Consider the following 25004-nt stretch of genomic DNA (forward strand, 5'->3'; position numbering starts at 1 on the left):
CGTCTCTATCGGGGCGCATCACTCCCCGTCCACTCTCCAGAGGGAGAGGAAGGTATCGGCCGTCAGCACGCGGGATTGGCTACGCCTTCCTTCGGGTCCTCGGCTTCGCTCGGAATGACGAACCGGACGAAGCGGTAGAGAGGCTTGGCTACGCCTTCCTTCGGTTCGACAGGCTCAGCATGACGCGCTATGTTAATTAGCGTCCGTGACGCTTAGCTGAGCAGGGTCAGCAGGTCTTCGCGGCTGAAGGTTTTGAGCAGGGCCGCGTCGGTTTTCACCAGCTCGTAGGCCAGCTCCCGCTTGCCCTGCTGCAGGGTCATGATCTTTTCCTCCACCGTATCGGGGCAGATGAGGCGCACGGCCACCACGGGGCGCGTCTGGCCGAGGCGGTGGCTGCGGTCGATGGCCTGGTTTTCCACGGCCGGATTCCACCACGGATCCACGAGGTACACGTAGTCGGCGGCGGTCAGGTTCAGGCCCACGCCGCCGGCTTTCAGGCTCACGAGGAACACCCGCACCTGCTCATCCTCTTGGAACGCTTGCACGGCCTCGGCGCGGCGGCGCGTCTGGCCGGTGAGCACGGCGTAGCCGATGCCGCGGGCCTCCAGCTCGGGGCGGATGAGGTCGAGCATGCCCACGAACTGCGAAAACACCAGAATTTTGTGCTGCGGGGCGCGGGTTTCCAGCTCCTCCAGCAGCACCTGCAGCTTGGCCGAGCTGCGGCCGTAGTCGGCCTCGTCGGGGAGCAGGGCGGGGGCGTTGCAGAGCTGGCGCAGGCGGGTGAGGCCGCGCAGCAGGTGCAGGCCCTGCTTGCCGGGTAGCTCCTCCAGCTGGCCCATGAGGCGGGCGCGCACGTCCTGGCGGCAGGCTTCGTAGAGGCGGCGCTGCTCGGCGTCCAGCTCGCAGTAGAGCACCATTTCCGTCTTGGCCGGCAGCTCGGCGGCCACCTGGCTTTTGGTTCGCCGCAGCACGAAAGGACTGATTTTCTGCTGCAGCGCCCGGGCCCGCTTCAGGTCCTTGAACTTGTCGATGGGCAGCGCGTACTGGTCGCGGAAATGCTGGCGGCTGCCCAGCAGGCCCGGGCAGGCAAAGGACAGCAGGGCGTAGAGGTCGGTGGTGCGGTTTTCCACCGGCGTGCCCGTCAGCACCAGGCGGTGGCGGCTCTGCAGCAGGCTCACGGCCTTGTAGCGCTGCGAATCGGGGTTTTTGACGGCCTGGGCCTCGTCGAGCACCACGTAATCGAACCGGTATTCGCGCAGCCAGCGGATGTCGGCCAGCACCGTGTGGTAGGTAGTCAGCACGATATCGGCTTCCTCAAACGCCGCGGCGCCGGGGCGGCTGCTGCCGTGCAGGGTGCGTACCCGCAGCGTGGGGGCAAACTTGGCGGCCTCGGCCTGCCAGTTGAAGAGCAGCGAAGTGGGCACCACCACCAGCGAGGCGCCGCGGTGGCCCTGCTCGCGCCGGTGCAGCAGCAGGGCCAACACCTGCAGCGTTTTGCCCAGGCCCATATCGTCGGCCAGGATGCCACCGAAGCCGAAGGTGCTCAGGAAGCTCAGCCAGCGCAGGCCCAGCAGCTGGTACTCGCGCAGGGTGGCCCGCAGCGCGGCGGGCGCGGCCACGGGCGCAATGCCGGTGAAGTCGGCCGCGGCGGCCTGGTACCGGGCCACGCGGGCGCGGGCGGCCGCCGATAGCGCGGCCGGGTCGTAGAGCTCCAGCAGGTTGGAAAAACCCACGCTGGGCGTGCGCAGCCGTTCGTTCACCACCTCGCCGGCGGCAAAGTAGGCGGCGAAGCGGGCCACCCATTCCTCGGGCAGCAGGCCCTGGGTGCCGTCGTCGAGCGGCACGTAGCGGCTGCGCTGGCGCACGGCTTTCTGCAAATGGCGCAGCTTGGCCTGCTGAGGCCCGAAGCGCACCAGCAGCTCGGTATCGAACCAGTTGTTTTCGCCGCAGTGCACCTGCACCGCCACCTCGGCGCGGTACGGGTTCAGGCGGTTCTGGCGCAGCTCGTTGAAGCCCAGGATGGTCAGCCCGGCCCGGCGCCACTCGTCGAACGCGGCCAAAAACCACTCGGGCTGCAGAAACTGGGGGCGCGGCAGGTGCAGCGCGTCCGAAGGCTGCGCCAGCTGCGCCGCGAAATCCGGGTGCTGGTCGATTAGCGCATCCAGCACGCGCTGCTCGGCCGCCGCGTCGCGCTGCACCACGAAGGCCCGGCCCAGCTCGTCGGTGGCGTAGAGCTGCTGGCGCGAGCGGACGGGCACCTCGCGCGGGCCGTAGCGCATCACTGGCAGCAGCTCCACGTGGGCGCCGCGCTCGGTGAGGTAGAGCAGGGCTTCGGGTGGAGCCGCGAGGCCGCTGGTTTGGGCCTGGGCGGGCGTAGCCGGGCGGGCGTGGTGGTAGCTGATGTGCAGGCGCGTTTCGAGGCCTGCCAGTACGTCCTGCCGGAACTCTTCGAAGCGGCTCTGGTGAATCAGCAGGGTGTTGTTGCGGCGCTGAAAGAACTCCACCACCCGCCACACGTGCAGGTCGTCGAGCAGGTAGTAGGCGCCGTGAGCGGCCACAAAGTACTCGAAGGCCACGCTCAGCTCGCGCAGGTCGAAGGGCTGGTCGTGGAGCAGCAGCTGCCCGCTGACTTCGTAGAACTCCTCGCGCTGGCGCACTTCCAGGCGCACTTCGGGCGGCACGCGGCGCAGCTCCACGGGGCGCAGCGAGGCGGCGCTGGGCTTCTCGGCCACGTCCGGGTCGTGGGCGAAGACGGGCAGTGCGGCCGGGTTCAGCACCACGGCGCGCAGGGCCTCCAGGGTGGCCAGGGAGCGGGCGTCGTCGTAGTTCTGCTGCAGCCGGGCCAGGCCCGAGTAGAACTTCACCAGCGCCGGATCGGCCAGGCCCCAGACTTCGTCCAGCGGGTTGAGCAGCGCGATGGGGTTTTTGAGCTTGCCGGTGGCGGTGCTGGCGGCTTCGGCCAGCTGCAGCTGCAGGTGGCCGTAGTAGCGGTGGCGGCCGAGCACCACCAGCCGCGCGGCGCCCACGGCACCCGTCGGCGTGGGCCGGGCGGCGGGCAGCAGCTGCGCCAGCAGCTCCTGCTTGGCGGCGGGCGTGACGGGGTACAGCGCTGCCTGCCGGGGCGTTATCGTCAGGCCGGCCCGCTGGTCGTAGCGCAGCTCGAAGTGCGCATCGAGGTCGGCGGCCTGGTCGAGGCCGTAGTCGCGGGCCAGGGGGCGCAGGTAGGCGTGGCGGGCCGGCGCATCGAAAAACAGGCGCAGCTCCCTGCGTTGCAGCAGGGCCAGCAGCACCTCGGCCTGGTGCGCGCAGAGGCCCGGCAAGGGCGGGCCGCAGGCGCAGCTCAGGGCCAGGCCCGCCGTCGTCTGCGTCACCGTCACCGGCGGAAACGGCGTAGCGCCCAGGCCCTCCACCGTCCGGCCGAAAGTGCCCGCGTCGAGCGTCAGGGCCTCGGGCTGAATGGCGCGGGGGCGGGCCTCGGCGGGCAGGGGCGCGGCCGCGTGCAGCTCCACCACGGTGCTGGTGAGCGTGGGCACGCTCAGGCCGGGCAGCTGGTAGCGGTGGGGCGGGGGCGAGTCCGGGGTGGTAGAAAAGGCGTCGTCCGGGAAGAGCACGGGCAGGGGCGTAAGCAGCGCGCCGGCGCGGCCGCTGCGGCAAAGATACCGTGCGCCGCCCGGGCCCAAAATGCCCCGAACCGGCAGCCCACCGGGCGTTTGCAACGTACACCTGGTGAAAGACGCCGGCCGCCGCGCCGCGTCCTTTTCTACTTAGCCGCACCCGCCATCATGGAACCCACCCCGCAGCCCGACCCCAAACACCCCAAGCAGCCCAACCCCGCCGATACCACCTTGCCCACCAAGGGTACCGCCGACAGCCAAAGCGCCGACAACGCCGCCCTGACCAACCAGCCCCGCCCCGACAGCGTCCCCGATGCTGGGCAGGCCCCGCCCGCCGCGCCGGAGTCCTCGGGCGAAACGCCCACGGCCGAAAGCGAAGCCGCCGAGGATGCCGCCCCCGCCGCCGACCCATCGGCCGCCGACATTCAGCCCGACACCCGCGGCGACGCGGACCCCGGCGCCAGCAACACCGGCGACGTGCAGCCGCTGTAAGAGCTGCCAGTACCGCTCCGTCTCCTGCCACCGTTCAACCTACTGCAATGAGCTACCACCCGAAATCCAACGATAAAGCCCGCACCCAGCCTGCCAATGGGCGTCCTGAGACTCCCCAGCAGCCCCACCGGGCGCCCAACGACTTCCTCGACTACAACCACGGTCCCGATTCGTACCAAGCCAATGCCCCCGCCGCGCGCCGCCGCTCCAGCCGCGGCTGGAGCGGCCCGGATTCCTCCCGCGACCAGGGCCGGCGGTAGCGCACTGCCCCACGGAGCCCTTCCCGCAAACGGCCCGCTAGCACCACGCTGCCGGGCCGTTGGCTTACCCGCCCGCAAAGGCGCTACTTTCGGGTAGCTTCCAATTCCACCCTTCACGCATGGCAAGCAGCTTTAGCGGGCTCGGCGACGACGTAGGGCTCTGGGCGCAGGACGGCTTTATCGAGGCCATCCAGCTGTGTCTGATCCATGAAATCGAAGCCCGCCGGCTGGATACCGAGCCTTGGCTGCTGACGTACAAGCGCCGTCTGGCCCTGCAGGCGTTGCCGCTGATTTACGGCGGCACGTCGCTGGAGCTGGACGAGCACCTGACTACGGCGGCGCGCCGGGCGCTTATCTGCCGGCTGAACGAGCAAATCATCCGGCGTATCCGGCAGGCGCCCGATTACCTGACCGGCCCCACCCGGCACCGCTTCCGGCACCGGGCCATGCAGCTGCTGTGGGAAACGGGTGAGCTGGTATCCGGAAGCAAAGACGACTTCCAACGAGCAGTAAACGACGGCGGCTGGCAGCATTCGGCCATTCAGGAAGTCAAGCGCAACTACCTCCACGGCTTTGTACTGCTGAACCGGCTGCTGAAAGGCCGCCTGCGCGCCCGGGTCGATTCACCCATCGACTACTGGCCGTGCTGAACCAAAAACGCCCCGCCGGAACCAGGTTCCAGCGGGGTGTTTTCGGCCGATTTCAGCCGGGCTACGGCACCTGCAGCGAGTTCATAATCTGCTGCGCCGCGGGTTGCCACTGCTTCTGCAGCCGCTCCACGCAGTTGAAGGTGCATACCAGCACCTGCCCGCCGGCGTCGGTGATGAACATGAGGTTGTACACCTTATCGTTGGGCTTGTCACTCAAGGGTACGTCCGACATAAATTCCAGGTACACCACCTGCCGGCCGTTGATGGTCTTGAGGCCGTGGCCAAGGTCCTGGAAGCCGGGCTGGCGAGCCGAAAATGCCTTCACCATTTTGTCGGCTATGTCGGCCGACAGCTGGGCCTGCGTCATCGGGTTCGGGCCCTGCCGAAACGCCAGGTTCACGGCCAGGGCGTTGTCGGAATAGGCTTCCTGCGGGCCGCCCTGGATGGGGTATTTCAGGCTGATGGCATCCTTATCGAGCGGGCGGAAGGTGGCGGGCACCAGGATACGGGCCCGGCCGCCGGCCACCGGGCGGAGCGTGAGCGTGCCCGGCGTCTGCTGGGCCGGGGCGTTGGGGTGTTGCAGTACCTCCGCCTTGCGCAGCGTGTCGGGGAGGGCGGCCGGGGCGGTTTGGGCCTGGGCGGCGGTGCTCAGCAGGGCCAGCAGGCCAGCCAGCAGACCGAAGCGGAGGCGGAATGTCGAGGGCATCGGAAATAAAATGAGGAGCGTAGACGCGAAAACGGTCTTGCCGGGCGCACCCGGCAAGACCGTTAAATAAGTTTCGGCAGCCGTTGGACTACAGGTGAATCACCTCACCGTAGGCGGCGGCCGCTGCCTCCATCACCGCCTCCGACATGGTGGGGTGAGGGTGGATGGCCTTGATGATTTCGTGGCCGGTGGTTTCGAGCTTGCGCGCCACCACGGCTTCGGCAATCATGTCGGTGACGCCCGCGCCAATCATGTGGGCGCCCAGCCACTCGCCGTACTTCTTGTCGAAGATGACTTTCACGAAGCCGTCCTTGGCGCCCGAAGCCGAAGCCTTACCGGAAGCCGAGAAGGGGAATTTGCCCACCAGAATGTCGTAGCCCTGCTTTTTGGCTTCTTCTTCGGTGAGGCCCACCGAGGCAATTTCCGGCGAGCAGTAGGTGCAGCCGGGCACGTTGCCGTAGTTGATGGGCTCGGGGTGGTGGCCCGCAATGGCCTCCACGCAGGTGATGCCCTCGGCCGAAGCCACGTGCGCCAGCGCCGGGCCGGGCACGATGTCGCCGATAGCGTACACGCCCGGCACGTTGGTGCGGTAATACTCGTCGACCTTGATGCGGCCCTTCTCCACCACGATGCCCAGCTCCTCGATGCCGATGTTTTCCAGGTTCGGCTGAATGCCCACTGCGCTCAGCACGATGTCGGCTTCCAGCTGCTGCTCGCCCTTGGCGGTTTTGATGCTCACCTTGCAGCCCGCGCCGGCGGTGTCCACTTTGGTCACTTCGGCCGAGGTCAGGATGTCGATGCCGGCTTTCTTGAACGAGCGTTCCAGCTGCTTCGACACCTCTTCATCTTCCACCGGCACGATGCGCGGCAAGTACTCCACGATGGTCACTTTGGTGCCCATCGTGGCGTAGAAGTAGGCAAACTCGACGCCGATGGCGCCGGAGCCCACCACCACCATCGACTTGGGCTGCTCGGGCAGCACCATGGCCTCGCGGTAGCCGATGATTTTCTTGCCGTCGATGGGCAGGTTGGGCAGCTGGCGGGCGCGGGCGCCGGTGGCCAGGATGATGTGCTTGGCCTGGATGGTTTCCTTGCCGCCGTCGGCCTTGGTCACGTCCACTTCGCCGGCTTTCAGCACCTTGGCCGTGCCCATGATGGCGTCAATCTTGTTCTTTTTGAACAGGAAGTTGATGCCTTTGCTCATGCCTTCGGCCACGCCGCGGCTGCGCTTTACCACGGCCCCGAAGTCGTAGCCCACGTTTTCGGCCGAGAGGCCGTAGTCCTGCGGGTGCTTCAGGTAGTCGAATACCTGCGCCGACTTCAGCAGCGCCTTGGTGGGGATGCAACCCCAGTTGAGGCAGATGCCGCCGAGGGATTCGCGCTCCACCACGCCTACTTTGAGACCCAGCTGGGAAGCGCGAATGGCTGCCACGTAGCCGCCGGGGCCCGAGCCAATCACGACTACGTCGTATTGCAATGCCATAGTAAACTGTTCTGAAGGGGAAAAAATGAGCAAATGGGGGCCGGAGCCGGGGCACCGGGCCGGCAAAGATAGCCGCCCCGGCCTTACCGCCCCAATCGGCAGGAACGAAGTCGACCTAAGTCGGAAACAGCCGTATACAACCCCGAATCCGCCGTTGGGTTTTGCCGCTTTTCCTGACTTTTTCTTCGCTCGACTTCCATGAACCACTTCTTCCCTCGTTTCCAGGCCGTGGCCGGCGGCCTGCTGGCAGTGCTGCTGATGGCCCAGTGCTCGGCCACCCGCGAAAACGAAACGCCGAGCATGGCCGCCCGGGCCCGCGCCAACGAAACGCAGGCCGCCACCAGCGTCGCCGCGCCGGCGGCCCCGGCCACGCCCGCCACCGATGCCGCCGTGGCCCCCGCCGACGCGGCCAACCCGCCGGGCACGGCTACTGCCGCGGCGGCCCCCGTTGCGCCGGCCGCCGTGGCGGTTAAGCGCAGCAACGCCGAGTACAAGACCGACATCAAAACGGCCACGGCCACGCTCAAAACCAAGCCCCGTGACTTCGATGCCTACCTGAACCGCGGCCGGGCCAACGCCGCCCTGAAAAACTACCGCGAGGCCCTGACGGACTTCAACATGGCCCTGCGCCTGAAGCCCACCAACGCCGATGCGCTCTACAACCGCGGCCTGACGCGGGTGAAAACCAAGGAGTTTAATGCCGCCATCAGCGACTTTGGCAAGGTGCTGCGCTACCGCCCCGAGGACAAGGAGGCTTTCTTCGGCCGCGGCCTGGCCAAAATGTCGCTCGACAACTTCAAGGGCGCCATTCCCGACTTCAACAAGGCCATCGAGCTGGACAACAGCTACGCCGACGCCTACGAGTACCGCGGCATCTGCTACTCCAGCATCAACAAGCCTGAAGACGCCCGCCGCGACCTGGAAAAAGCCGCCCAGCTCAACCCCGAAGCCACCCAAAGCCTGAAACGCTACGCCAAGCAGTAGTATAGCTGTCAGTTGCGGATTGACAGTCCCAGACGAGGCCTGCCGACTTCAACTTCAGGTCTTGAAACGCACCGGCCGCCGCCCGATTAGGACGGCGGCCGGTGCGTTTTTTTGTCAGCAGTAACAACCGCCGTCAGCTACCCAAGTATCCCTGACAACTGACAACTGACAACTGACAACTGACAACTAGCTCACGTAGCCGGCTAGCACCTGATTTAGCTGGGGCTCGGGCACTACGCCCGACTGCCGCCACACGGGCTGGCCCTGGTGGAAGAGAATGAGGGTGGGAATGCCCTGCACGCGGAATTGCTGGGCGGCGGCGGGGTTGCGGTCCACGTCCACCTTGACGACCTTGAGCTTGCCCTGGTGCCGGGCCGCCACCTGCTGCAGGATGGGCGCCATGGCCTTGCAGGGGCCGCACCAGTCGGCGTAGAAATCGACCAGCACCGGCATACCGGGGCTGCTGATGAGTTCGGCGAAGGATTTTTTGGCCATTGCGAAAGGACTTGGTGAGTAAGGAGCTATACGAGCCAGGCGCCCCGCCGGATAACAGCGGCGCCCGGCTCTGCGTGCAGAGCCGGGCGCCGGCCGAAATACGAAAAGCAGCGGGGGTTAGCGGTTACGCTCCACCACCGTCACGTCGTTGGCCACGGTGGGCATCACGAAGCGGCCGCCGGCTACTTTCTTGCCGTTTACCTCGCACTGCCAGGTGTAGCTGCCGGGCGCGGGACCGGCGGCAATGCCGGCGCTGGTCTGGAAGAAGTCGGCTTCGGTGGGCGGCGAGGGAAACAGCACGTCGACGCCGTTCTGGCCTTTTTCCACCTGTTTCACCAGCGAGTATTCCTTGCCGTTGCCGCTGACAATGAACTTGGCCGTATACGCCCCCAATTGCCCGAATTTGTCCGAGACACCGATTTTGACGAACGGATCAGTCGACACCAGCCAGGTTTGGGCCTGGGCCTTCGGTGCTGAAAGAAACAGGAGCACGACCAGCAGCCCGAGCAGGCTGCCGCAGCGTTTCCCGATGACAGAAGTAGAGGTTTGCATAGAGCGGAAAAGGTAGGAGAGTGAGGAGAGCAGTGTGAGCGTGACGGTGGGGGCGGGCAGAGGGGGGCGAGAAAGTGAAAAACGGCTGGAAGAGCCGGGGAGTGGCGGTGCTGCAACACCGCACTCTACCAAATATATCAATCAGGTAAGAGAACTGGCATTATGAGGAGAATATTTTTTTGACCCGCGGCTGGGCGGGTTCGTCCGCTGCATCCCGGGCCGCGGGGCCACCGTAGAAAAACCCGCATGGCCCGCCGTTCCAAACCGCCCGTCGCCGCGCCGGCAGCCCCGGCCGAAACGCGCTGCCAGCTCTGCGAGCGGGCCGTGCAGCACACCTCGCGCCACCACCTGGTGCCCCGCGAGGAAGGCGGCCGCTACGGCCCCACCGTCGACCTCTGCCAACCCTGCCACAGCTCGGTGCACCTGCTGCTGACCAACCGGGAGCTGGCCCGGCGCTACTCGTCCGTGCAGGAACTGCAGCGGGCCGAGGAATTGCAGAAATACCTGCACTGGATTCGGCGCAGCCGGGTGGAGCGCCTCACCAACCGCCGCCGGCGCCGCTAACGGGCGCTTATGCCCGCGCTGGCGTTTCTTTGCCGCCCTATGGCCCACCTGCAGTTTTTGCCCTTCGCCGAAGCCCGCCGCCACGCTGCCGTCACGGTGGTGGTCGACAGCATTCTGCCCCGCGCTGCCCTCACGCTGGCCCACTGGCGCGCCGCGCCCACGCCCGGGGCCTTTCAGGACGACACCAGCGCCGGCTCGGCCTTGCGCGCCCTGGCCGCGCCGCCCGCCGCACTGGCCGCCGCCCGCTTTGTCACCGCCAACCACTTCGACGTCGACGGCTTCGTGGGGGTGTGGGCCTTGCTGCACCCGGAGCTGGCCCGGCAGCACGAGCACCTGCTGCGGCTGGTGGCCACGCTCGGCGACTTCCGCGAAATCGACTGGCAAGACCCGCGGGCCGACCACGCCCTGCGGCTGGTGTGCTGGCTGAACGCCGAGGAAAAAGCCCGCTTCTACGAGCCTTTCGGCGCTCCGGCCCGCCGGCGGCGCGAAGACGAGGCCTCGGCCGAGAAGTTCGCCTGGTTTCTGCCCCGCTTCGCCGAAGTGCTGCTCGACCCCGAAGCCGGCCGCGCCGCCTGGCTGCCCGAATACGAGCGGGTACGGGCCGCCGTAGCCGCGATGCAGCGCCCTGCCACCGCGCTGCGCCGCTACCCCGCCATCGGCCTGACGGTGGTGCGCACGCCCGAGCCGCTGCCGTACTACGCCCTGTTCGGCCCCACCGCCGGCACCGATATGGTGCTGAGCCTCTACGACGGGCAGCGCTACGAATTCGAGTACAAATACACCACCTGGGTGGACCTGGAAAGCCGCCCCACGCGCCCGCGCCTGCCGCTGGATGCGCTGGTGGCTGCCCTGAACGCGCGGGAAGCCAGTGGCCAGCTTTGGGCCGCCGACGGCGTCACCGATACCGGGCCGCTGCTGCGCCTGGCGGGCCGCCGCCTCAGCAAAGCGCAGCGCTACGCCGACCCCGGCCAGCGGCCCATCTACGCCTCGTCCATTGGCCCGGAGGCAATGGAGGAGCTGGTAGTGAGCTTTTTCCGGCGCCACTATGCCCACATCGCGCCGCGGCGGTACTGGAGCTGGGAGGAAGTGCGGGCAGCCGGGGCGGCCGTCAGCGGGTAAGCAGCCGGCGTCGAATCAGGTATCTGATCCGAAGCCGACGACGCGCAGCGTGCTCACCCCGCCGGCACCTTTGCGCACGTGAATCTGGGTGCTCACGCGCTCCTTCAGGGCCTCAACGTGCGAGATAATGCCCACCATCTTGCCCGAGCCCTGCAGGGTTTCCAGGGCCGAAAGGGCCACGTCCAGCGTCTCGGGGTCGAGCGTGCCGAAGCCTTCGTCGATGAACAGCGTCTCGATCTGGGTGCGGTGCCCGGCCAGCTCCGAAAGGCCCAGTGCCAGCGCCAGACTCACCAAAAAACTCTCCCCGCCCGACAACGAATTCATGGAGCGGGTGCTGCCGGCCTGGTACTCATCGGCGATGAGCAGGTCGAGGTGCTCCTCGGGGTTGCGGGTGATGCGGTACCGGTCGTTGAGGCGGTGGAGGTGGCGGTTGGCCAGCTCCACGAGGCGCGTCAGCGTCAGGCCCTGGGCAAATTCGCTGAACTTCTTGCCGTCGGCCGAGCCGATAAGCTCCGCCAGGCGGCGCCAGCGGCGGGCTTCCTGCTGCTGGCGCTCCAGATCGAGAGCCAGTTGGGCGTGGCGCTCCTGCCCGGCGCGGTGGTCGGTGAGGCGCTGCTGACGCTGGCCGAGCTGCTGGTGCAGCTGGGCCAGCTGTTGCTGGCTGGTGGTCAGCTGTTCGGTGATGATGGCCAGCTGCTCGGTGGTCAGGGCCTTGGCCTGTTCCTGCTGCAGTTGCTGGGCCGCATCGGTGAGGCTTTGCTGGGTGACGGCCAGCGCCTGGTCGTGCTGACGAAGCTGCTCGGCCAGGCGGCGCACTTCGGGTTCGGACAGCAGCAGTTCGGCCAGGGCGGCGGGGGAGGGGGGCAGGCCGGCCGCATCGAGGCTGCTCACCAGCTGCTGGTGCTGCTGCTCGCGAGCCAGCTGTTGCTGCTGGGTGTCCTGCTCGCGTTGGCGTAGCTGTTCCTCGGCGCGGGCCAGCTGGGTGGCGCGCTCCTGCTGCTGCTGGGCGGCGCGGTCCAGCTCGGTGCTGCGGCGCTGCACTTCGTCGAGGAGCTGCTGGCGGGCCTGGGCCACGTCGGGGCCGGCAAAGCGCTGCTGCCGCTCGGTGCGCAGCGCCTGAATGGCCGCGTGCCGGTCGATGAGTTCCTGCCGGTTGGCCTGCAGCCACTGGTGCGACTCCTGATGCGCCAGTAGCAGCTGCTCCAGCCGGGCCCGGCTGGTTTCCAGCTGCCCCTGGGCCGCGGCGTGCCGGGTGCGGTTCTGCTCGTACTCCGCGCTGAGCTGCCGGCAGCGCTCGGTGAGGGCGCGGCCGTTGTCGCCGTCGAAGCTCAGGCCGAAGTTGCTGAGCAGGCTGCTGATCTGCCCGCGCACCTGGGGGCCGCGCTCGGCGGCATCGGCCAAGGCGGCGGCCACGGCGGCCACGTCGCGCTGGTACTCCTGCTGCTGGCGTTGGGTGGCTTCGAGCTGGCTCAACGCCTGCGCCAGGCTGATTTCCAGCTGCGGGCGCTGCTGCTCCAGAGTCCGGAGCTGCTGCACCAGGGCCTTGACCTCCGTCCCGGCGGCCGTTTCATCGGTTTCCGTGAGCAGGGCCAAAGTGGCCGGCTCGGCCGATAAGAGCTGCCCGCCGGCCTGTTCGAGCAAGGTCAGGTAGGTGGCTACGTGGTTGCGGCGGGCGTTGAGGGCGCGCACGCGCTGGCTAAGCTCTTCCTCGCGCTCCTTGTCGCGCTGCCAGGATTCTTCGCTGACGCCCAGCAAACCGGCCGCGAAGGGGTGCTCGGTAGCGCCGCACACCGGGCACGGCTCGCCGGGCGTCAGCAGCTGGCGCGTTTCGGCGTGCGACAAGATGAGCTGCTGCAGCTGGGTGGCGCGGCGCAAGTCGTCGAAGTGCTGCTGCTGCTGGTCGTGCTCCCGCTGCAGGCCGAGGTGATGGTGATGCAGGCGGCGTAGCCACTGGTCGCGCTGCTGGCCGGCGGCGTGGCGTTGCTCGTCGAGCTGGGTGAGCTGGGCGCGGGCCGCGCGGGCCTGCTGCTCCAGGCGCGTGATGGTGCCAGCGGCCTGCTGTTGGCGCTGGGCCAGTTCGGCCTGCCGCTGGCGCAGCTGGCCGGTTTCGCCCAGCAGATGGTCCCAGTCCTGCAGGTTGGCCGTCAGCTCGGGCAGCGCTTCGGGCAAGGCGGCCAGGCGGGCGTGCTGCCGCAGCCAGCCGTCAAGGGTAGTCAGCTGCTGCTGCTGCGCCTCCGTGTGGGCCGTGAGCTGGTCGACGTCGGTTTTCTGGCGCTTGCACTGCTCGTTGCGCTCATCGTACTTCCGCTTTTCGGCGCGCAGCTGGCTTTCCCGTTCCGCCACCACGCGGTCGAGCTGCTCGGCTTCGCGCAGTTGCGGCTCCTGGGCGGCCTGGGCGGCCTGGGCGGTGTCGCGGGCGGCGGCGGCGGCGGCGCGCAGCTGCTCGGCGGCGGCCAGCTGTTGCTGGAGCTGGGGCAGTTGCTGGCGCAGCTGTTCGGCTTCGGTACGCAGGCGCTGAATGTGCTCGTCGGTCTGGCGTAGCAGGGCCCAGGAGGGCTGGAAGGGCACCGCCTGCTCGTGCCGGGCCACGCGCTGCCGAATGGGCGTCAGCGTCTCGGCTTCGGCGGCCAGCTGGTGCAGGCGCGACTGGCTGCGCTGGTGCTGGTGGGTCAGCTCGTCGAGGCGGCGCAGCCAGGTCTGGGCTTCGCTGAGCTGATGGCGGCGTTGCTCGGCGGCCGTGGTTTCGGTTTGCAGCGCCTCGATTTCGGCCGTCAGCGCGGCCAGCTCTTCATCCGTGAGCAGGGTGACGCCGGCCAGCCCGGCGCGCAGGGCTTCGCTGCGCTTGTCTTCCTCCTTGGCTTTTTCGAAGGCGAAGCGCGAGATGTCGGAGTACTTGCGCGTGTCGGTAATCTTCTCCAGCAGCTGGGCCCGCTCGCCGGGGCTCGACTTCAGGAACTTGGTAAATTCGCCCTGGGCCAGCAGCACCGAGCGCAGAAACTGCCGGTACTCCAGCCCGCTCAGCTCGGCCACCTTCAGCGGCACCCGCGACTTGTAGGTTTCCAGAAACTCCCAGCGTTCCGCGCCGTCTTCCCCCAGCTCGGGCTGCCGCTCGCTCAGCTCCATTTTCGGGTCCTGCAGCTTGCCATCGGCCTTTTTGCGGGCGCGGTACTGGCCCCACTTGGCCCGAAACTGCCGGCCCCCGACCTCAAACTCCACCTCGGCCCAACTCTCGCCGGTGCCCTGGCTCATCACCTGGGCCACCTCGCCGTCGTGGCGCGGCACCTGCCCGTAGAGGGCCAGCGTGATGGCGTCGAGAATGGTGGTTTTGCCTGCGCCGGTGGGGCCGGTTATGGCAAACAGGCCCGCGTCGGCCAGGGGCGCCCCGCCGAAGTGCACTTCATGCTCGCCGCGCAGGGAGTTGAGGTTGTAAAAGCGGACGCGGAGGATTTTCATACGGAAGCCTCACCCCCCGGCCCCCTCTCCAAGGGGAGAGGAGGAGCCTGACGACTGTGGGAGGCTGGTTTTAAAGTGAATGGAGCTAGGATGCTTGTGTCAGATACTGGCTGATGACCGTTAGTACTTGCTTGGTGTCGTAGATGACTGCCTCGTTTGAAAAGCGAATGACCACGAAGCCTAATGTGGCTAAATCAGCAGTGCGTTGGGCATCGGCGGCTTGTTGTTCCGGGTCGTGGTGGTAGTCACCATCCACCCCGATAATGAGTTTTTTGTTCAGACAGATGAAGTCCGCAATGTAGCGGTCGATGACGTGCTGACGCCGAAATCGGGCCCCCAACTGCCCGCCTCGTACGTGCTGCCACAGCACATCTTCCGCCAGCGTAGGTGCCTGCCGCATTCGTTGCGCCGACGCCTTTGACAGATCGTACTGCACCCGGTCGGCCGTGCTCCAGGCATAAGCTAGCGCTTTCGCATCAGCGCTAGCAGCCCGAGCGGTTGGGTCAGTATCCGGCAGGTTCGTTTCGTCGACCATAATCATGCGAATAGAATACGAATCGTCAGGCTCCCCCTCTCCCCTTGGAGAGGGGGCCGGGGGGTGAGGCTTCGTGCATCAACTGAATCAGTTCATCAAAGGTGCTCAGCAGCTCCTGGCGCGCCTCCGCCGGCTCGTCTTCCAGCCGCCGCTCGAATACTTCGCGTTCGGTAAAGTCGTGCAGGCTGCGCGTGAGTGGTTCGGCTTCTGCTTCGCCCAAAGGCCGTAGCGCCACGAGGCGGAAGTGACGCCTCGCCAGCACTTCGATGCACTTCCGGTCGAGCCCTTCGATGCACTGGAGCAGCTGCTCGGCCACTTCCAGCTGCCCCAGCTCCGAGCGAATTTCCACGTCGGCCCAGGCGGGCAGGTGCAGGTCGGCGTTGTCGTAGGCCGTGAGTTGCTCGATAACCTCCTGCAGCTCGCCCTGAAAGCGTACCAGCCGCCGCGCCGTGGGCACCTCGATGGTTTCGATGGTGGGGCAGCCGGGGCCCTGGAAGTCGAGCAGCAAGACCTGCTTCGGGTCGTGGATTTCGGAAAAGGACAGCGGAATGGGCGAGCCGCAGTAGCGGATGTGGCCGGTGCCGCCCACGCGCTGCGGGCGGTGCAGGTGGCCCAGCGCCACGTAGTCGAAGACGGCGGGGAAGTGGTCGGCCGTCACCTGGCCGAGGTTGCCGATGTGAATGGTGCGCTCCGAATCCGACGCGGCGCCGCCGGCGGCGTAGAGGTGGCCGGTGGCCAGCACCGGCACGCCCGCGTCGCGCTGCTGCCACACGGCTTCCAGCTCGGCCAGGCGGTGGTAATGGTCCGCAATACCCTGGCGGATGCGGGCCTCGCGCTCCTCCGCCGACTCGCCCGGCACCGAGAGGCGGATGTCCCGGTCGCGCAGAAACGGCACGGCGCACACCACCAGGCCCGGCCGGCCCTGGGCGTCGTCGATGACGATAACCTGGTCCTCGAACCGCTCGGGCACGCCGCCCACCACGTGCACGCGCAGGTGGCGCAGCAGCCGGGCCGGGGCGTTGAGCGTGGCCGGCGAGTCGTGGTTGCCGCCCACGACGACGACCTCGCGGCAGCCCGTCGGGCGCAGCTGCACCAGAAAGGAGTAGTACAGCTCCAGCGCCGCGCTGCTGGGCGAGCCGGTGTCGAACACGTCGCCGGCCACGACGAGTACCTCCACACCGCGCTGCTGCACCGTGGCCACCAGCCAGTCGAGAAACTGGCGGTGCTCCTCGGTGCGCTCGTGGCCGCTGATAAAGCGCTGGCCCAGGTGCCAGTCGGCGGTGTGTAGAACTTTCATGCGCAGAAGCGGGGCTGATGCAACTTCAAAATTAACGTTTGCCGCGTTGTTTTTCTCTGCAATTTGGCGGCGCCAAGCGGGAATGTTATCTGGTAATATAGTTTACTGTTTGATTATTGTAAGAACGGTTACTTGTTATTGTATGTCAATAGTTTTTCTACTTCCCCTTGCGCGCCACCATCTTTGGTCGCCCAACTTACCATCCTTGCCATGACCCCATCCTTGCCCGCTCTGACCTTGCCCGTATTGTCGCTGCGCGCGGGGCGGCCGCAGGAGCTGGGTACGCCCGGCGCCACCGAAGCCCTGGCCCGGCCGTGGACTTCCGCCATTCACAAAAGCGAAGTCACGGCGCCGGTGTGGCTGACGGCATTGAACCTCGACGGCGACGAGCAGGCCGACCAGCGCAACCACGGCGGCCCCGACCAGGCCCTGTGCGCCTACCCCGCCGCGCACTACGCCTACTGGACGGCGCGGCTGGGCCGGGAGCTGAGCCCCGGTAGCTTCGGCGAAAACCTGACCATCGGCGGCACCTTCACCGAAGCCGACGTGTGCCTGGGCGACGTGTTTGCCCTGGGCGAAGCGCTGGTACAGGTCAGCCAGCCCCGCTCGCCCTGCTGGAAAATTGCCCGCCGCTGGCAGCAGCCCCTGTTTTCGCTCTGGCTGCAGGAAACGGGCTTTACCGGCTGGTACATGCGGGTGCTGCAGCCCGGCCGCGTCGGCCCGACGGATGCGCTGGTGCTGCAAAGCCGCCCGTTTCCCGAGTGGCCGCTCACGCGCGTCAACGCCGCCAAGTACGAGCAGCGCCACGATCAGGCCCTGGTGGCCGAACTGCTGACGTGTCCGGCCCTGGGCGGGCAGTGGCGCCGCAAGCTGCAGGGCCGCCTCAGCGGCGCGCTGCCGCTGAACGACGACGCGAACCGCCTCGTCGGGCCGAACGCGGAGTAGCGCGGGCTTCCGCCCGCGTCAGCCCGATCGGTACGCGTAATCGTCCACACCCGCGTCCGCTCTGGCCCAACCGGCCGAACGGACGCGGGCGGAAGCCCGGGCTACAAAAAAAGCCCCAACCGGATCCGACTGGGGCTTTTTGCTTGACTGGCAGGATCCGGTTTAGTGCACCGCCTGCTGCTGAAACTCGTTGATGGCCTCGCCCAGGTCGTATATTTCAGTACCGGCGGGCAGGGCGGCCTGCAGAATGCTGGCCCCGGCGGCCGAGCGGTAGCCGCCGGCGCAGTGCACCAGCACGGGCTTGTCGGTGGGCACTTCGTGGGCCCGCTCCCGCAGCTCGGGCAGCGGAATGAGCAGGGCCCCGTCGAAGACCTGCTTTTTGGCCTCGGTGCGGTTGCGAATGTCGACGACGGTGAACTGCTCCGGGTGCTGGCGCACGCGCTCCACGTCCACGGCGGGGCTGGTGGTGGGCACCTCGCGGGGCGTGAGCAGGGCACCCTGAATGTTGCCCTCGTAGCCGATTTTGGCCGCCTTGCGAATCACCGTGTCTAGCGCAATCTGCGACTCGGCCACCAGGTAGAACGGCTCCTGCGGGCCCAGAATCGAGCCCAGCCAGGTTTCGAACTTGCCGCCGTCCATCAGGTTGATGGCGCCGGGCAAATGGCCCTGGCGAAACTGCGCCGCCGGCCGCGTGTCGATGATGAGCACCTCGGGCTCCAGGGCCGTGCCGCCGGGCAGGTGCTTCACGGCGCGCACCGAATCCTCGAAGGCCGGGGCGCCCTGCTTGTTGAGCTGCACGTCGCGGCCGAAGTACTTGGGCACGAAGGGCTGGTCTTCGAGCAGCACCTGCACGAATTCCGCGCGCGTCATGGGCTGCAGCGCGTAGTTGGTGCGCAGCTCCTTGCCGATGGTGCTGTCGAGGTCGGGGGAGGTGGTTTTGCCGCACAGGCTGCCCGGGCCGTGGGCCGGGTACACCTTGGTGGTCGGCGGCAGCGTCATCAGCTTGTCGCGGGTGCTGTCATACATCAGGCCGGCCAGCTCCTCGCGCTTGTGCCCGCCCACGGCTTCGTCCTCGCGCAGGTCGGGGCGGCCCACGTCGCCCACGAAGAGCGTGTCGCCGGTGAAGGCGGCCCGGATCTGGCCCAGCTCATCGACCAGCAGAATGGTAATGGAGTCGGGCGAGTGGCCCGGCGTGTTCAGGGCGTGCAGCTCCACCTGCCCGAGGCTGATCCGGTCCCCCTCGTCGAAGGGGCGGTGGGGGTAGCCGGCCTTCACCAGGCGGCTCACGTAGATGGCGGCCCCGGTTTCCTGCGCAATTTCCAGGTGCGAGGAGACGAAGTCGGCATGGGGGTGCGTCTCGATGACGGCCACAATGCGGGCCTCCTGCTCGTCGGCAAAATCGTAGTACGGCTGCGGGTCGCGGCCCGGGTCGATGACGGCCATGCGGCCGCCGCTGAGCACGGCGTAGGAGGCGTGGGCCAGGCCCTTGTCGTAAAACTGATGGATCCGGAACGGTTGTGTGGAAGGCAGCGGACTCATGGAATGGACGGTTGGTGAAGCCCGGCGGCGCCATCGGTTCTGGCGGGCGGGCGTTGGTCAAATATAAGGGCCGGCGTGCATGGGCAACCATCCGGGCCGGGGCAGTTGGGTAGAATAACCGGGTAACGGGCGGGGTGTTGCAGGAAATAACCATATTTGGCCACCATTATTCTGCCGGCCGTAACAGGCGCTGATACCCCACGTTATTTTTCGTTTTCCATGAAAGCACGCCTACTCCTCGCCGCCCTCCTGGCCGGCAGCCTTTCCGCCACGGCCCAGCAGGGCTGGCAGGCCATTACCGACCTGCCGGGGGGCGCCCGGCTGAGCTACCAGCGCCTGTATGTGCCCTCGGCCACCAGCGTCTGGATGCTGCGGCCGCTGTACCCGGTGCGGGCCGCTTCCAGCGTGGAGGTGGTTTATTCCCCGGATAACGGCCAGACCTGGCAGGTAACCGAGGTCAGCCAGCAGGCGCCCAACGGGCCCAACACGACCTACCCCAACGTGGGCACCGAATGCGTCGACCTGTTTGTGCTGAATGACCAGAACGCCTGGCTGGTCGTGCGCGACGTGGTAACCGGCACGCGCGTGCTCAAGCGCAGCACTACGGGCCCCGCGGGGTTTCAGCCCGTAACGACGCCCATCCCGGCGGGGCTGGCGTCGGTTACGTTTTTCGACGCCAGCACCGGCCTGGCCACCGGAACCGTGGCGCAGCAGGTGGTCATGCAGCGCACCACCGACGGCGGCGCGACCTGGGCGCCGGTCAGCCTGCCCGCCGCCATGGCCGGGGTGGGCTACCTGCTCAGCAAGCAGGTGGTGCTGGGCAGCAACGTCTGGTTTGCCACCGACCAGGGCGGCGTGCTGCATTCGGCGGATGCCGGGGCTACCTGGGCGCTGACCAACACCGGCCTGGGCGTTGGGAGCAACCTGGTTTTTCGCGACGCCCTGCACGGGCTGGCCTACGCGCAGACCGGTTCGGGGGGCACGTCGGCCCGCCTGCTAGCCGCCACGAACGACGGCGGGCTGACCTGGGTACGCCGCACCCCGACCGGCCCGGTGCTCACCAGCGAGATGACCGCCGTGCCCGGCACCAGCATGTACCTGAGTGGGGGCACCGATTTTGCCAGTCCGGCAAACCTAGGCCTGGCGTATTCCACCGACGAAGGGCAGACCTGGCAACGCACGGGCCCCGACCTGCCTTTTTCCCGGCTGGCCGCCACCAGCCCTACCCGGGTGTGGGGCTGCCTGACGTACAATTCCACTCCCTACCCGCCGCGCACCGATCACCAGGTCTACCAGCTGACGGGCACGCTGCTGCGCGCCCGGCCTGCGCAAGTGGCGCCGGGCCAGGGCGTGTACCCCAACCCCACGGCCGGCACCGTGCAGCTGCCGGCCGGCCACAGCTACCGCGAAGCCCGGCTCTACGACCCGGCCGGCCGCCTCTGCCGCACGCTGCGCCTGGCCCCGGGCAGCGCGCAGCTCGAGCTGGGCACGCTGCCCGACGGGCTCTACCAGCTGCAGTTGCGCACCGCCGCCGGGGTCACGGCCGTGCAGCGCTTGGCCGTGCAGCGTTAAGGGCGGCGTATCGGGGCAGTACGGGTCATTTTTGCCTAAGCGTGAGCTACAAGCCCGCACCGTACGGCTTGTAAACTACTGTCGCATGTATGTATACGTGCGGCAGGTGGCGGAAACGTGCGCCCTCCTCTGCCTGTCCAATGCCGTGCCGGCCGGACTCAATCGGGCTTGAGTTGGGAAATCAGGCGAGGCTGCCTGCCGGCGTCCGCTCCTTCCGTAATTACCTACTTCCGGGTATTGTGTAGCCTGACCAGCGAGCGGAACTTTGAATGATTTTCTCGGCTGATGCCCACGGGTTGCAGCCAGAGCAAACATCTCTTCACTCCTGAGTAATGCGCATGAAGCACGCCTACGGTTTTCTCCTGCTATTTGTCACCGCGCTGCTGGGCCTGCTCCAGCCCGTGCGGGCGCAAACGCCTCTCTTCTCCCAAGCCGTAAGCGTCAATCCCGACGGACTCAATGGCTCGGCTGTAGGTCGGGACGTCGTCGTCGACGCGGCCGGCAATCAGTACGTGGTGGGCATCTTCAACCGGCAGGTTCGGCTGGGCGGCGTGTCGCTCTCGGCCACCAACACCAACCCGAACATGTACCTGGCCAAGCGCAACAGCGCCGGCACGTGGCAGTGGGTGGTGCAGGTGCAAACCAGCATTTACGGCTCGGCTTCGGCGCAGGCCCTGGCCCTGGATGCCAGCGGCAACGTGCTGGTGACGGGCAGCTACTACGGTACCGTGACGCTCAATACCTCGGCGCCTGGTGTTTCGCCGGCTACGACCACCTCGCTACCGCAGCCTGCCAGTGGCAACAACGGCTTCCTCGCCCGGTTCAACGGGGCCACGGGCGCCTGCGGCTGGGCCGTAAGTTGGGCGTGCACGGGCGGCAATACCTCCGGCTACGGCGTGGCGGTGGATGCCACGGGCAGCGCCTACGTAACGGGCTTCTATACGGGCAGTGCCACCTTTACTTCCTCCGCGCCCGGCGCGGCTGTCACCACCTCCACGCTCACCCCGAACGTCGCCAACGACTATTCCAACGACATCTTCGTGGCCCGGTTTGCCAGCACTGGCGCCTGCAACCTGACGGCCAAGGCGGGGGGCTATAACGACGAAGTCAGCTACGACATTGCCCTGGACGCCAGCAGCAACGTGTATATCACGGGGCGGCACAAGGGCAACACCAGCTTCGTGCGCGGCGGCGGCAATGCCCCGACCGTGCTGAACCTGGCGGCCAACGACGGCGAAAACATCTTCGTGGCCAAGCTTACCCCGGCCACGGGCTTCTGGGCCTGGGCCGTGCAGGCCGGCAGCGTTGGCTACAACCTGGAGGAGGGCCGCAGCCTGGTCGTCAACGGCACCAACGTCTTTGTGGCCGGCTCATTCAACGGCACGGCGGCAGCCCCGGCCTCTTTTGGGGGCCGAGGGCTGATTACGAGCAGTGCGGGATACACGGATGTTTTCCTGGCCAACTTCAGCACCGCCGACGGCAGCTGCTCCTGGGCGGTGAAAGCCGGGGGCATTACCAGTGATTATGGCTACGGCGTGACGAGCATCGGCACTGGTACCGGCGCCACAGTGTACCTGACCGGCAGCTTCGAAGGAGCGGCTACCTTCACCACCTCCGGGCCCTCCAACCCGGCCGTGACCACGACGACGCTGAGCGGCATCGGCGGGAGCAGCGGCAACGTGTTCGTGGCCAAGTTTGCCAGCACCGGCGCCTGCACCTGGGCCGCGGAAGCCGGTAGCGCCGAAGGCCTCGACGTAGGCTACGGCGTGGCGGCCGATGCCAGCGGCAACGTGTACTCGACGGGCATCGTCAACGGCGTGGCCCAGTTTGTAACTCCTGGAGATGCTGTTTCGGCCAGCAATAGTGCTTTTCTGGGCAAGCTCACGGCCGCCGGCGTCTGGCAGGCCCCGGCCGCGACGGAAATCGGCACCGGGGGCTACTCCTACGGCGACGCCGTGGCCAGCAGCGCGGGCAAGCAGTACGTGGCGGGCCGGTTTCGGGGGCATTTGCAGTTCGGCACCACCCGGCTGATCAGCAAGGGCACCGGCGAAAACATGTTCCTCGCCAAGCGCGACGCGGCCGGCAACTGGCTGTGGGCGGTGCAGGCCGAGATGGGAACCAACAACCACATGAACAAGCAGTGCCAGATCGGCACCGATGCCGCCGGCAACGTGTACCTGACGGCCATCTTCGACGGCACGGCCGTCCTGACTACTTCCGCGCCCGGCGCGGCGCCTGCTACCAGCCAGACGCTGACGGCCAGCGGCACGGGCGACGTACTGCTGGCCCGCTTCGACGGCGCCACCGGGGCCTGCGCCTGGGCGACAAGAGCGGGCGGCAGCGGCTTCAATTACGTTTTTGGCCTGGCGGTAGACGAGGCGGGCACGACCTTCATTACGGGCAGCATTGCCGGGAGCATGGCTTTCCCGACCTCCGCGCCCGGTGCCCCGAGCCCGACCACGTTTACCCTTAGCTCGGCTGGCAGCCGGGACATCTTCGTGGCCCGGTTCAGCAACGCCGGCGTCTGCGCCTGGGCCGTGCAGGCGGGCACCAGCAACCAGTTTGAGCACGGCCGGGGCATTGCCCTCGATACGCTCGGCAACCTGTACGTGACGGGCGAGTTTGCCGGCACGGCCAGCTTCCCCACCTCCGGCTTCGGCGTAAGCCCGGCCACCAGCCTGCTCCTGACCTCCGTCGCCGGGAGCACCGACAGCTACGTGGCCCGGTTCGACCAGGCTACGGGCGCCTGCGCCTGGGCCGTGCAGGGCGGGGGCAACAGCGGGGACGCCGGTTCGGGCGTAGCCGTGCAGGGCGGTAAAGTTTATGTCGCGGGCTATTACCAGAACGTGGCTGCTTTCACTTCCTCGGCGCCCGGCGTCACCCCCGTTACCACCATCACGCTGCCGAGTGGTACGGGCCAAACCCTGTACGTGGCCCGGCTAAACGCCGCCACCGGCGCCTGCGAGTGGGTGGTGCCGGGCGGGGGCGTGCTCGGGCAGAATTGCGAGGTCAGCGCCGATGAAGACCACAACGTGTTCGTATCGGCCGGCTTCACGGGCACGACGACCTTCCGCACCTCGGCCTACGGCGTCAGCCCCGTGGCCACCACCAGCCTGACGGCGCCCGGCAGCGGGACGGTCGAAGCCTTTTTGGCGCGCTACACCGGCGCCACCGGTGCCTGCACCTGGGCCGTACGGGCCGGCGGCGCCACCAATGACTACCCCCGCAACGTAGCCGTTGATAACCAGGGCAGCGCCTACATGGTGGGCGACTACGAGGGCAGCGCCACTTTCGGCAGCTTCACCCGGCCTGGCACCGAGGCCAATCCCACGGCCTTCTTCGCCGCGCTGCAGACCACGCCCACGCTCACGGCCCTGAGCACCCCCAGCGAGCTGCCCGGCCTGTCGCTCACCCTCACCGGTACCGACTTCACCCGCGCCAGCACGGTGCGCTTCGGCAGCCTGTCCGCGCCCGACGTCACGCGGCTGTCGGCCACCAGCATCAGCGTGAAGGTGCCGGTCGGCGCCACCGCCGGCCCGATCAGCGTGACCACCGCCGCCGGTACCACCACCGGGCTGGCCTTTGCCCCGCTGAACGTGTACAACAGCGGCACGCCCAACGACTGCGCCACCGTGGTGGCCCCCACGCCCAGCATCAACGACGATGCCTGGCACTACCTGCTGACTTCCGGCGGGCAGGTGGTCCTCGGCTACAAGTACAGCGGCCCCAGCCTCGGCGACTTCTCCGTGGATGTGCTGCGCACCGGCTCGACCGGCACCGTGCGCCAGGACGACGCGGGCAAGTACTACCTGGACCGCAACTGGCACCTGAACGCCACGATGGTGAACGGGAACGGGGTGCGCGAAGTCGTGCGCTTCGACGGCCGCACCGTGATGCTGCGCGTGTTCGGCGCGCCCAGCGAGCTGACGCGCCTGCAGTATGCCGCCACCCGCACCGGGCTCAGCCTGACCCAGTACAGCGGCACCAACGAAGACTGCGCCCTGGGCAACAACGCCACGACCGGCGAGGTGCGCCTGCTGCCCGCCACGCTCATCGCCGCCGACCCGGACGCGGCCGGCTGGTTCGGGCTGGAAACCACCGTGGCCGACCACTTCTCGGAGTTCTACGTGACCGAGGGCAGCGTCGTGCTGCCCGTCGAGCTGACCGCCTTCACGGCCGCGCGGCGCCAGCAGGCGGTGCGCTTGGCCTGGACCACCGCCTCCGAGAAAAACAGCGCCGCCTTCGAGGTCGAGCGTAGCCTCGACGGGCAGCAGTTCCGTCGCCTCGGCTCGGTAGCCGCCGCGGGCCACAGCAGCACCACGCGCCAGTACGGCTACCTCGACGAGCAGCTGCCGGTGGGCGCCAGCCAGCTGTACTACCGCCTGCGGCAGGTAGATCAGGACGGTACGGCCACCTACTCGGCGGTGCGCACCGTGGCGGCCAGTGGACAGTCGGCCGCCGGCCTGGCGCTGTACCCCAATCCGGCCCGCACCGCCACGCTGCTCACCGGCGCCGACGCCGGGGCCACCGTCCAGGTGCTCGACGCGCTGGGCCGCCCGGTAGCCAAAGCCACGGCCGACGCCGCCGGCAATGCCCGGCTGGTGCTGCCGGCTGGCCTGCGCGCGGGCGTGTACCTGGTGCGCTCCGGCGCCCGGGCCGTTCGGCTGGTGGTGGAATAGCACGCCGGCGCTACGGCGCTTGCCCGGCCCCATAACACAGCAACGCCCGTCCTCGGCCGAGGACG

The 25004-nt window shown here is 67.7% G+C and carries 18 protein-coding genes; 9 read left to right on the forward strand and 9 right to left on the reverse strand.

All coding sequences use genetic code 11. The features are described 5' to 3' along the window. Positions 1-212: 212 nt before the first annotated feature. Positions 213-3611 carry a DEAD/DEAH box helicase gene (locus DLM85_RS15210; protein ID WP_111479122.1) on the reverse strand — a complete coding sequence of 1133 codons (3399 nt, stop codon included), beginning with the start codon at positions 3609-3611 and terminating at the stop codon, positions 213-215. 171 nt (positions 3612-3782) lie between these two features. Between DLM85_RS15210 and DLM85_RS15215 the strand changes: the two genes are divergently transcribed. The 3 genes from DLM85_RS15215 to DLM85_RS15225 all read left to right on the forward strand — a co-directional run bounded on the left by DLM85_RS15215 (position 3783) and on the right by DLM85_RS15225 (position 5016). Continuing rightward, the gene (locus DLM85_RS15215) at positions 3783-4106 is read left to right on the forward strand and encodes a hypothetical protein (protein ID WP_111478959.1); all 324 of its coding nucleotides are present in this window, start codon (positions 3783-3785) and stop codon (positions 4104-4106) included. A 47-nt stretch (positions 4107-4153) separates the two neighbouring features. Next, positions 4154-4366 (forward strand): hypothetical protein, encoded by a 213-nt coding sequence (locus tag DLM85_RS15220; RefSeq protein ID WP_111478960.1) that lies wholly within the window; start codon positions 4154-4156, stop codon positions 4364-4366. Between the two features lie 119 nt (positions 4367-4485). Beyond that, positions 4486-5016 carry a hypothetical protein gene (locus DLM85_RS15225; RefSeq protein ID WP_111478961.1) on the forward strand — a complete coding sequence of 177 codons (531 nt, stop codon included), beginning with the start codon at positions 4486-4488 and terminating at the stop codon, positions 5014-5016. Between the two features lie 61 nt (positions 5017-5077). Here DLM85_RS15225 and DLM85_RS15230 read toward each other — a convergent pair whose 3' ends face one another. Next, positions 5078-5722: a hypothetical protein gene (locus DLM85_RS15230; RefSeq protein WP_111478962.1), complete on the reverse strand. Its 645-nt coding sequence runs from the start codon at positions 5720-5722 to the stop codon at positions 5078-5080. A gap of 88 nt (positions 5723-5810) precedes the next feature. Further along, complete coding sequence (gene lpdA, locus DLM85_RS15235; protein ID WP_111478963.1) at positions 5811-7205, reverse strand: dihydrolipoyl dehydrogenase; 1395 nt, start codon at positions 7203-7205, stop codon at positions 5811-5813. 198 nt (positions 7206-7403) lie between these two features. Between lpdA and DLM85_RS15240 the strand changes: the two genes are divergently transcribed. Further along, complete coding sequence (locus DLM85_RS15240) at positions 7404-8189, forward strand: tetratricopeptide repeat protein (RefSeq protein WP_111478964.1); 786 nt, start codon at positions 7404-7406, stop codon at positions 8187-8189. A 186-nt stretch (positions 8190-8375) separates the two neighbouring features. Here the strand turns inward: DLM85_RS15240 and trxA are convergent, their stop codons facing one another. Then, positions 8376-8684: a thioredoxin gene (gene trxA / locus DLM85_RS15245; RefSeq protein ID WP_111478965.1), complete on the reverse strand. Its 309-nt coding sequence runs from the start codon at positions 8682-8684 to the stop codon at positions 8376-8378. A gap of 117 nt (positions 8685-8801) precedes the next feature. Then, positions 8802-9236 carry a hypothetical protein gene (locus DLM85_RS15250; RefSeq protein WP_111478966.1) on the reverse strand — a complete coding sequence of 145 codons (435 nt, stop codon included), beginning with the start codon at positions 9234-9236 and terminating at the stop codon, positions 8802-8804. 246 nt (positions 9237-9482) lie between these two features. On the opposite strand from DLM85_RS15250, the gene DLM85_RS15255 reads away from it, so the two are divergent. Next, on the forward strand, positions 9483-9800 hold the full coding sequence (locus DLM85_RS15255; protein ID WP_111478967.1) for an HNH endonuclease: 318 nt from the start codon (positions 9483-9485) through the stop codon (positions 9798-9800). Between the two features lie 39 nt (positions 9801-9839). Beyond that, the gene (locus tag DLM85_RS15260; RefSeq protein WP_111478968.1) at positions 9840-10919 is read left to right on the forward strand and encodes a DUF6687 family protein; all 1080 of its coding nucleotides are present in this window, start codon (positions 9840-9842) and stop codon (positions 10917-10919) included. 15 nt (positions 10920-10934) lie between these two features. Here DLM85_RS15260 and DLM85_RS15265 read toward each other — a convergent pair whose 3' ends face one another. From DLM85_RS15265 to DLM85_RS15275, 3 genes are all read right to left on the reverse strand, one after another. Then, entirely contained in the window at positions 10935-14372 is a 3438-nt protein-coding gene (locus tag DLM85_RS15265; protein WP_111478969.1) for an SbcC/MukB-like Walker B domain-containing protein, read from the reverse strand. Between the two features lie 85 nt (positions 14373-14457). Then, a complete protein-coding gene (locus tag DLM85_RS15270; RefSeq protein WP_111478970.1) occupies positions 14458-14913 on the reverse strand; it encodes an endonuclease domain-containing protein in 456 nt (151 codons plus the stop codon). A 19-nt stretch (positions 14914-14932) separates the two neighbouring features. Beyond that, positions 14933-16204, reverse strand: coding sequence for an exonuclease SbcCD subunit D C-terminal domain-containing protein (locus DLM85_RS15275; RefSeq protein WP_111478971.1), 1272 nt, complete (start codon positions 16202-16204; stop codon positions 14933-14935). A 210-nt stretch (positions 16205-16414) separates the two neighbouring features. Here DLM85_RS15275 and DLM85_RS15280 point away from each other — a divergent pair, with 210 nt between their 5' ends. Next, complete coding sequence (locus tag DLM85_RS15280) at positions 16415-17149, forward strand: MOSC domain-containing protein (RefSeq protein ID WP_111478972.1); 735 nt, start codon at positions 16415-16417, stop codon at positions 17147-17149. A gap of 162 nt (positions 17150-17311) precedes the next feature. Here DLM85_RS15280 and DLM85_RS15285 read toward each other — a convergent pair whose 3' ends face one another. Further along, positions 17312-18688, reverse strand: coding sequence for an MBL fold metallo-hydrolase (locus tag DLM85_RS15285; protein ID WP_111478973.1), 1377 nt, complete (start codon positions 18686-18688; stop codon positions 17312-17314). Between the two features lie 219 nt (positions 18689-18907). On the opposite strand from DLM85_RS15285, the gene DLM85_RS15290 reads away from it, so the two are divergent. Both DLM85_RS15290 and DLM85_RS15295 read left to right on the forward strand, forming a co-directional pair. Continuing rightward, positions 18908-20260: a T9SS type A sorting domain-containing protein gene (locus DLM85_RS15290; RefSeq protein WP_111478974.1), complete on the forward strand. Its 1353-nt coding sequence runs from the start codon at positions 18908-18910 to the stop codon at positions 20258-20260. Between the two features lie 338 nt (positions 20261-20598). Then, a complete protein-coding gene (locus DLM85_RS15295; RefSeq protein WP_133257083.1) occupies positions 20599-24939 on the forward strand; it encodes a T9SS type A sorting domain-containing protein in 4341 nt (1446 codons plus the stop codon). Positions 24940-25004: the final 65 nt, after the last annotated feature.

Source organism: Hymenobacter edaphi, from assembly GCF_003258365.1.
GTDB lineage: Bacteria > Bacteroidota > Bacteroidia > Cytophagales > Hymenobacteraceae > Solirubrum > Solirubrum edaphi.